At 66.0% G+C, this 7,835-nt stretch carries 7 protein-coding genes, 1 pseudogene and 1 riboswitch; all 8 genes and pseudogenes read left to right on the forward strand.

Going from position 1 to position 7,835, the window contains the following annotated elements:
* The first annotated feature begins 8 nt into the window (after positions 1-8).
* Positions 9-1,154, forward strand: coding sequence for an 8-amino-7-oxononanoate synthase (locus EOA78_RS34245; RefSeq protein WP_127320031.1), 1,146 nt, complete (start codon positions 9-11; stop codon positions 1,152-1,154).
* On the forward strand, positions 1,151-1,789 hold the full coding sequence (gene bioD / locus EOA78_RS34250) for a dethiobiotin synthase (RefSeq protein WP_127320021.1): 639 nt from the start codon (positions 1,151-1,153) through the stop codon (positions 1,787-1,789). The genes EOA78_RS34245 and bioD overlap by 4 nt, the downstream gene beginning before the upstream one ends.
* Positions 1,786-3,051 (forward strand): adenosylmethionine--8-amino-7-oxononanoate transaminase, encoded by a 1,266-nt coding sequence (locus EOA78_RS34255; RefSeq protein WP_127320023.1) that lies wholly within the window; start codon positions 1,786-1,788, stop codon positions 3,049-3,051. The genes bioD and EOA78_RS34255 overlap by 4 nt, the downstream gene beginning before the upstream one ends.
* Positions 3,048-4,031 (forward strand): beta-ketoacyl-ACP synthase III, encoded by a 984-nt coding sequence (locus tag EOA78_RS34260; RefSeq protein ID WP_127320025.1) that lies wholly within the window; start codon positions 3,048-3,050, stop codon positions 4,029-4,031. Before EOA78_RS34255 ends, EOA78_RS34260 begins: the two co-directional genes overlap by 4 nt.
* A 113-nt stretch (positions 4,032-4,144) precedes the next feature.
* A riboswitch (TPP riboswitch) is annotated at positions 4,145-4,256 on the forward strand.
* 115 nt (positions 4,257-4,371) lie between these two features.
* Entirely contained in the window at positions 4,372-6,204 is a 1,833-nt protein-coding gene (gene thiC, locus EOA78_RS34265) for a phosphomethylpyrimidine synthase ThiC (protein ID WP_127320027.1), read from the forward strand.
* Between the two features lie 4 nt (positions 6,205-6,208).
* A complete protein-coding gene (thiO, locus tag EOA78_RS34270; RefSeq protein WP_164784085.1) occupies positions 6,209-7,192 on the forward strand; it encodes a glycine oxidase ThiO in 984 nt (327 codons plus the stop codon).
* Entirely contained in the window at positions 7,189-7,386 is a 198-nt protein-coding gene (gene thiS, locus EOA78_RS34275) for a sulfur carrier protein ThiS (protein ID WP_127320029.1), read from the forward strand. Before thiO ends, thiS begins: the two co-directional genes overlap by 4 nt.
* A gap of 4 nt (positions 7,387-7,390) precedes the next feature.
* Positions 7,391-7,835, forward strand: a pseudogene (locus tag EOA78_RS34280) (thiazole synthase); the annotation flags it as partial.

The following is a 7,835-nucleotide window of genomic DNA, read 5'->3' on the forward strand; positions in this document are numbered from 1 at the left end:
GAAGCACGGTGAGAGGATCTGCCGTGCTCGAGCGCTACCAGACGAGCCTCAGCGGGCTGGCCCGCAGGAACCGTTTGCGGGGCCTGAGCGGCCCCGAGGGGATCGACTTCGCCTCCAACGACTATCTCGGGCTTGCCCGCTCGAAGCGCGTGGCCGACGCGGTCGCACTTGCACTCGCCGCCGGCACGCCCGTGGGTGCTGCCGGCTCGCGCCTCCTGCGCGGCAACGACCCCGAGCACGAGGCGCTGGAAGCAAAGGCAGCCCACTTCTTCGGCGCCGAGCGCGCACTGTTCTTCGGCGGCGGCTATGTCGCCAGTTTCGCGGTGCTGACGACCCTGCCGCAGAAGAGTGACCTGGTCGTACTGGACGAACTCGTCCACGCCAGCGCACACGAAGGCGCGCGGGCCGGCCGGGCCGAGGTGGTGCAAGCCGCTCACAATGACGCGGATGCGGTGGACAATGCCATCCGGGCCTGGCGCGCACGAGGCGGCGCCGGGCGTGCCTGGATCGTTGCCGAGAGCCTCTACTCGATGGATGGCGACCGGGCCCCGCTCGCCGAGCTGATCGAGGTCGCCGACCGCCACGAGGCATTCCTGTTCGTGGACGAGGCGCATGCCACTGGAATCTATGGCCCGGATGGACGCGGTCTCGCGCATGATCTCGAGGGCCGCGACAATGTCGTTGTGCTCCACACCTGCGGCAAGGCGCTCGGTGCCTCCGGCGCGCTGGTGACCGGACCGGCTGTCATCCGCGACTACCTCGTCAACCGCTGCCGGCCCTTCATCTATGCAACGGCCCCCTCCCCGCTGATGGCGGTGGCGGCATCCGAGGCGCTGAACATCCTCCGCGACGAACCCGAACGCCGCGAGCGGCTGGCCGGCCTCGTCGCCTTCGCCGGCGAGAAGCTCCAGTCGCGCTGCGGCATCAAGCCGAGCGGCTCGCAGATCGTGCCGGTGATCGTCGGCGACAGTCGTCGCGCCATGGCGCTGGCAACGGCGCTGCAGGGACGCGGCTTCGACGTGCGCGGCATCCGCCCGCCGACCGTGCCCGAGGGCACCGCCCGGCTGCGGGTCTCGCTGACGCTCAATGTAGAAAAGGTCGATATCGCCGACATGAGCGAAGCGTTGGCCGAACTGAAGCGCATCAATTTATGAGCAGGACCTTCGTCATCACCGGCACCGATACCGGCATCGGCAAGACGGTCGTCGCGGCCGGCCTCGCCGGCCTGCTTGGCGGCGCCTACTGGAAACCGGTGCAGTCGGGACTTGACGGGGAAACCGACAACCAGGCGGCTGCGCGGCTGGCGCAACTGCCGCCCGAGCGGATCCTGCCGGAAGCCTGGCGCCTGACGCGGCCACTGTCGCCGCATTGTGCCGCCGAACTCGAGGGTGTGACCATCGACCCCGACCGGCTCGCCCTGCCCGAAACCGAACGTCCCTTGATCGTGGAGGGTGCCGGAGGCCTGATGGTGCCGCTCACTCGCAAGACGCTGTTCGTCGACGTCTTCGCCCGCTGGCAGGCGCCGGTGGTGCTGTGCGCACGCACCGCGCTCGGCACGATCAACCACACGCTCCTGTCGATCGAGGCGCTGCGCCGCCGCGACGTCCCGTTGCTCGGCGTGGCCTTCATTGGCGAGGCGATGCCGGATACGGAGTGCACCATCGCCGGGATGGGCCAGGTGCGTGTGCTTGGCCGCCTCCCCTTGCTCGACCCGCTGACGGCCGGGACCCTGCGCTCGGCCATGACCTCATATTTCGACTTGGCGGCATTCGATGAGGTCAAGGAATGAGCGGCTCGGCGGTATGGCATCCCTTCACTCAGCACGCCGTCGAACCGGCCATGCCGGCGATCGTCCGGACGGAAGGGGCCTGGCTGCAGACGAACGACGGAAGGCGCATCCTCGACGCCATCTCTTCCTGGTGGGTGGTCACCCACGGCCATCGCCATCCGCGCATCATGGACGCGATCCGGAACGCGACCGAGACACTCGACCAGGTGATCTTCGCCGGTCTCACGCATGAGCCGGCCGAACAACTGGCATCGGCGCTGGTCGACATGGCGCCCGCGGGCCTCGACTGGGTTTTCTACTCAGACAGCGGCTCGACCAGCGTCGAGGTGGCGCTGAAGATGGCGCTGGGCTTCCACCGCAACATCGGCGCACCCCGCTCGCGCATCGTCGTGATGGGACAGAGCTACCACGGGGACACGATCGGGGCGATGAGCGTCGGCGCGCGGGGCGTCTTCAATGCCGCCTACGAACCCCTGCTGTTCGAGGTCGACACCATCCCGTTTCCGGCTGGCGGGCGGGAACAGGCCACGCTCGATGCCTTCGAGACAGCAACCCGCGACAGACAAGCCGCGGCGCTGATCGTCGAGCCGCTGGTGCTCGGCGCCGGAGGCATGCTCATGTACCCCGCCCGCGTTCTTGCCGAACTCAAGCGCATCGCCGAGCGCTCCGGGACGCTTGTCATCGCCGATGAGGTCATGACAGGCTGGGGCCGCACCGGCACGCTGTTCGCCTGTGAGCAGGCCGGCATCTCACCGGATATCCTGTGTACCTCCAAGGGACTGACGGGCGGCGCGATCCCGCTTGCGGCAACGCTCGCCACGGATGCGATTTTTCGTGCGCATTATTCCAGGGATCGGGCCAGGACGTTTTTTCATTCGAGCTCTTACACGGCCAACCCGATCGCCTGCGCGGCGGCTCTCGCGAATGTTGCCATCTGGAGGGAGGAGCCTGTGGCGGCGCGCGTGGCCGCCCTGTCGCGGATGCAGGCGGAAAGGGTTGCGCGGTTCAGCGAGGATCCGCGCTTCGAGAATGTGCGCGCAACCGGCACGATCGCCGCGCTCGACCTGCGTGTCGGCACAGCCGGCTATCTGGCCGAGGTCGGCCCAAAACTGCGCGCCTTCTTCCTCGAGCGCGGCTTGCTGGTCAGGCCGCTCGGCAATGTCATCTATGTTTTGCCGCCCTACTGCGTAACCTCGGACGAACTCGACCGGCTCTACGAGGCCATCGACGAGTCGGCCGAGCTTGCGAGCGAGAACGCATGAATCGCACCGCGCGCATCATCGGCCTTGGCCATCACGTGCCGGGGCGCAGGGTAGCAAATGCCGAAATCGAAGCTTCGCTCGACCTGGAACCCGGCTGGATCGAGGGGCGCACCGGCATCCGCTCGCGTTTCTGGGCCGAACCCGGCGACACGCTTTCCGGACTGGCGACAAAGGCAGGCGACATGGCGCTGGAGGCCGCCGGCATCGATCGCAAGGAGCTTGGCCTGCTCCTTCTTGCCACTTCGACCCCGGATCACCTCCTGCCACCGAGCGCGCCGCTGGTGGCACACAGACTTGGTTTGGAAAGGGCCGGCGGGGTCGACCTGGCCGGCGCCTGCGCGGGCTTCATCTATGCCATGACCTTCGCCGACGGATTCGTGCACCTGCACAACAAGCCGGCCATCGTCATAGCCGCCAACATATTGAGCCGCCGCATCAACCCGGCCGAGCGGGCAAGTGCAGTGCTCTTCGCCGATGCCGCAGGTGCGGTGGTGCTCGCCCCTTCCGCCGATCCTGGCCACGGTATACTCGGGTGCTCGGTTGCCGCGGACGGCAGCGATTATGGACTGATCCAGATCCCGGCGGGCGGCAGCAGCAAGCCTTTCACGGATGATCTGGACATTTTGGAAACGCGCATGACCATCACCGACGGCCGCGCGGTCTTCGTCAAGGCGATCGAGATGATGGCGTGTTGTTCCGCCGAGGCGCTTTCAGCGTCGGCTCTCGAGCCTCAAGACATAAATCGCTTTGTCCCTCACCAGGCCAATGCGCGCATGCTGAGCGCTGTGGCCGCGAAGCTCGGCATCGAAGACTCGAGCACGGTCACGACAATCGCCGAATACGGCAACTCCTCGGCTGCCACCATTCCGCTGTCGCTGTCGCTCTCCCATCAAGCCCGGCCGCTGCAGCGGGGCGAGAAGCTGCTGCTTGCGGCCGCCGGCGCGGGCCTCACCGGCGGGGCTCTGCTGGTCGGTTTTTAGTTCGGCAAGCTGCGTCGTTGGTCTGGTGCGAGGCGGAGTTCGGCGGATTCAATTTCATGTTGTGCACATGCTGCACCGAGGTTGACAGCGCGGGCTCGTATCGTCCAACCTGCGGCCATCACCAGGGGGGTCCCGGCAAGGGGCTGAGATACTGCTAGTGCGCGCAGTGACCCGTTGAACCTGATCCAGTTCATACTGGCGTAGGGACGGTGCGAGGTTTCGCGGGTCGGCTTTTTGTTCCGGCTTCGGCTATCGGGTCATCCGAGTTCCACGCGAAGCGTCACTTCCTCCTCATCGCGTGGACTGGGTCTCCGTTGCATCAGAGCAAGGAGGCTCACGCATGAATGCCCTCACCCCGACCGTCACTGTCGGCGAACTGCCTGCCTCGAAGAAGGTCCACAAGCCAGGTCAGCTTCACCCCGACCTGCGGGTGCCGATGCGCGAGATTGCGCTGCACCCGACAGCGGGCGAGCCGCCGGTGACGGTCTATGATTCCTCAGGTCCCTACACCGATGCGGAAACACGGATCGATATTGAAAAAGGCCTGCCGCGCCTGCGCGGGGCGTGGATTACGGCGCGCGGGGATGTGGAGCGCTATGACGGCCGGATCGTGAAGCCGGAGGATAATGGCTTCGTTTCCGGCGAGCGGCTGACGCCGGAATTCCCCATTCGTCACCGGCCGCTGAAAGCGAAGAACGGAAAGGCCGTCACCCAGCTCGCCTACGCCCGCGCCGGCACTATCACGCCAGAGATGGAATTCGTCGCCATCCGCGAAAATGTCGGCCGCGAAAAGCTGAAGGAAGCACTGAACCGGGACGGAGAGAGCTTCGGAGCGGTAATCCCGGACTATGTCACGCCGGAATTCGTGCGCGACGAGGTGGCGCGCGGGCGCGCCATCATCCCCGCCAACATCAACCATCCCGAATCCGAGCCGATGATCATCGGCCGCAACTTCCTCACCAAGATCAACGCCAATATCGGCAATTCCGCCGTCACCTCGTCCATGGCCGAGGAAGTGGAAAAAATGGTGTGGGCGATCCGCTGGGGCGCCGATACGGTGATGGACCTCTCCACCGGCCGCAACATCCACAACATCCGCGAATGGATCGTCCGCAACTCACCGGTGCCGATCGGCACGGTGCCGATCTACCAGGCGCTGGAAAAAGTCGCCGGCATCGCCGAGGATCTCACCTGGCAGGTCTACCGCGACACGCTCATCGAACAGGCCGAGCAGGGCGTGGATTATTTCACGATTCATGCCGGCGTGCGCCTGGCCTACCTCCCGCTCACCGTCGACCGCGTCACCGGCATCGTCAGCAGAGGCGGCTCCATCATGGCCAAATGGTGCCTCGCCCACCACAAGGAGAGCTTCCTCTACGTGCATTTCGAGGAAATTTGCGACATCTGCCGTGCCTACGACGTCTCCTTCTCACTGGGAGATGGGCTCCGCCCCGGCTCCATCGCCGACGCCAATGACGCCGCACAGTTCGCCGAGCTCGAAACGCTCGGCGAACTGACCCAGATCGCATGGGCGAAAGACTGCCAGGTGATGATCGAGGGCCCGGGCCACGTCCCCATGCACAAGATCAAGGAGAACATGGACAGGCAGCTCGAGATCTGCGGCGAGGCGCCCTTCTACACGCTGGGGCCGCTGACGACCGACATCGCCCCCGGCTACGACCACATTACGAGCGCGATCGGCGCGGCGATGATCGGCTGGTTCGGCACCGCCATGCTTTGCTACGTGACGCCGAAGGAGCATCTCGGCCTGCCGGATCGCGACGACGTCAAGACGGGCGTCATCACCTACAAGATCGCTGCCCATGCCGCCGATCTCGCCAAGGGTCATCCGGCGGCAAAACTGCGCGATGATGCACTGTCCCGGGCTCGCTTCGAATTTCGCTGGGAGGACCAGTTCAACCTCTCGCTCGACCCCGATACGGCGCGCTCCATGCACGACGAGACGCTGCCCAAGGAGGCGCACAAGGTTGCGCATTTCTGCTCCATGTGCGGCCCGAAATTCTGCTCAATGCGCATCTCGCACGACATCCGCGACGCTGCCCGGCAAGAGGGGGCGCAGAGGGAGGGCATGGCCGCGATGGCGGAGAAATACCGCCAGGGCGGCGATCTTTACGTGCCCGCGCAGACGGCCTCGGAAATCGCCGGGGAGTAGCGTCATGCGCGTTGCGGTCATCGGCGCTGGTGTCGCGGGCCTTGCCTGCGCCACGGAGCTCGCCGAACGGGGTGCTGCCGTCGAGGTGTTCGAGCGCGGCGCCATCCTCGGAGAGCGATCTGCGTCCCGCCTTGCCGGCGCCATGCTGGCGCCCTGGTGTGAACTGGAAAGCGCTGAACCCAAGGTTGCCCGCCTCGGTGCCCGTGCCGCCGACTGGTGGGCGGCACGCGTGCCCGGCGTGGCGCGGCAGGGGAGCCTCGTCCTGGCGCCGCCGCGCGGCCAGGCCGAGCTTCATCGCTTCGCCCGCCGAACCGCGCATTTCGAGTGGGTCGATGCCGACGGCATCGCCGGGCTGGAGCCTGATCTTGCCGGCCGATTTCGGGCGGGGTTGCTGTTTGCTGAAGAGGCGCATCTTTGCCCGCGCTGCGCCATGAAGGCGCTGGTCCGGCGGCTTGAGGGCATGGGCGTTAGTTTCCACTTCGGCCGAAACGGTCGCAATCTGCCAGGCGGCTTCCACGTCACCATCGACTGCCGCGGCTTCGCCGCCCGCGATTTGCTGCCCGAACTGCGCGGCGTGCGCGGCGAGATGCTCCTGCTGCGCTCTGGCGAGATCACCCTCTCTCGGCCGATCCGCCTGCTCCACCCGCGCATCCCGGTCTATGTCGTGCCGCGCGGCGACGGCCTTTACATGGTGGGTGCGACCATGGTCGAGACGGACGCCGAAGGCCCGGTCACGGCGCGTTCGGTAATGGAGCTTTTGAACGCCGCCTACAGTCTGCACCCCGCCTTTGGCGAGGCCGACATCGTGGAAACGGCCGCCGGCGTGCGTCCGGCTTTTCCCGACAATCTGCCGCGTGTCCACAGGCAAGGCGCCACGATCACCATCAACGGGCTTTACCGCCACGGTTTCCTGCTGGCACCTGCCATGGCGCGCCAGGCGGCCGAGCTGATCTTCAACCGAATGCAGTCATCGGAGAGGGCGAAATGAAGCTGACCATCAACGGCGAAGTGTGTGAGGTGACAGCCACGACGCTGTCGCAGCTCCTGGCCGACCTCGAATTTGAAGGGGACTGGCTTGCCACTGCCGTCAACAGCGAAGTCGTGCCTGCTGCCGAGCGGGCTGATTGCCGCCTTTGCGAGGGCGACCGCATCGAAATCCTCACACCGATGAAGGGGGGCTGATCCCATGCTCGAACTCTACGGACAAAAACTATCATCGCGCCTTCTGCTTGGGACGGCGCTCTACCCCTCGCCGGCTGTCATGGCCGAGGCGATGAAGGCCGCGGGCGCCGAGATCGTCACCGTCTCGCTCCGCCGCGAAACCGCTGGCGGCAAGACCGGCGGCCAGTTTTGGTCGCTGGTCCAGTCTTTGGGCGTTCGCGTCCTTCCGAACACGGCCGGCTGCCATTCGGTCAAGGAGGCGGTGACGACGGCGCGCATGGCCCGTGAGCTCTTCGGCACCAACTGGATCAAGCTTGAGGTGATCGGCAATCACGACGCGCTGCAGCCGGACATATTCGGTCTGGTCGAGGCGGCCGGCATTCTCGCCGGGGAGGGCTTTGAAGTTTTCCCCTATACGACCGAGGACCTCATCGTTGCCGAAAAGCTGCTGGAGGCAGGCTGCAAAGTTC

Origin of the sequence: Mesorhizobium sp. M5C.F.Cr.IN.023.01.1.1 (genome assembly GCF_003997585.1) — a bacterium.
Classification (GTDB): domain Bacteria; phylum Pseudomonadota; class Alphaproteobacteria; order Rhizobiales; family Rhizobiaceae; genus Mesorhizobium; species Mesorhizobium wenxiniae.

Excerpts from the sequence above, each read along its gene's own strand:
- thiC (WP_127320027.1), top strand. The coding sequence starts at position 4,372 with ATGAATGCCCTCACCCCGACCGTCACTGTCGGCGAACTGCCTGCCTCG.
- thiS (WP_127320029.1), top strand. The coding sequence starts at position 7,189 with ATGAAGCTGACCATCAACGGCGAAGTGTGTGAGGTGACAGCCACGACG.
- EOA78_RS34255 (WP_127320023.1), top strand. The coding sequence starts at position 1,786 with ATGAGCGGCTCGGCGGTATGGCATCCCTTCACTCAGCACGCCGTCGAA.
- EOA78_RS34260 (WP_127320025.1), top strand. The coding sequence starts at position 3,048 with ATGAATCGCACCGCGCGCATCATCGGCCTTGGCCATCACGTGCCGGGG.
- thiO (WP_164784085.1), top strand. The coding sequence starts at position 6,209 with ATGCGCGTTGCGGTCATCGGCGCTGGTGTCGCGGGCCTTGCCTGCGCC.
- bioD (WP_127320021.1), top strand. The coding sequence starts at position 1,151 with ATGAGCAGGACCTTCGTCATCACCGGCACCGATACCGGCATCGGCAAG.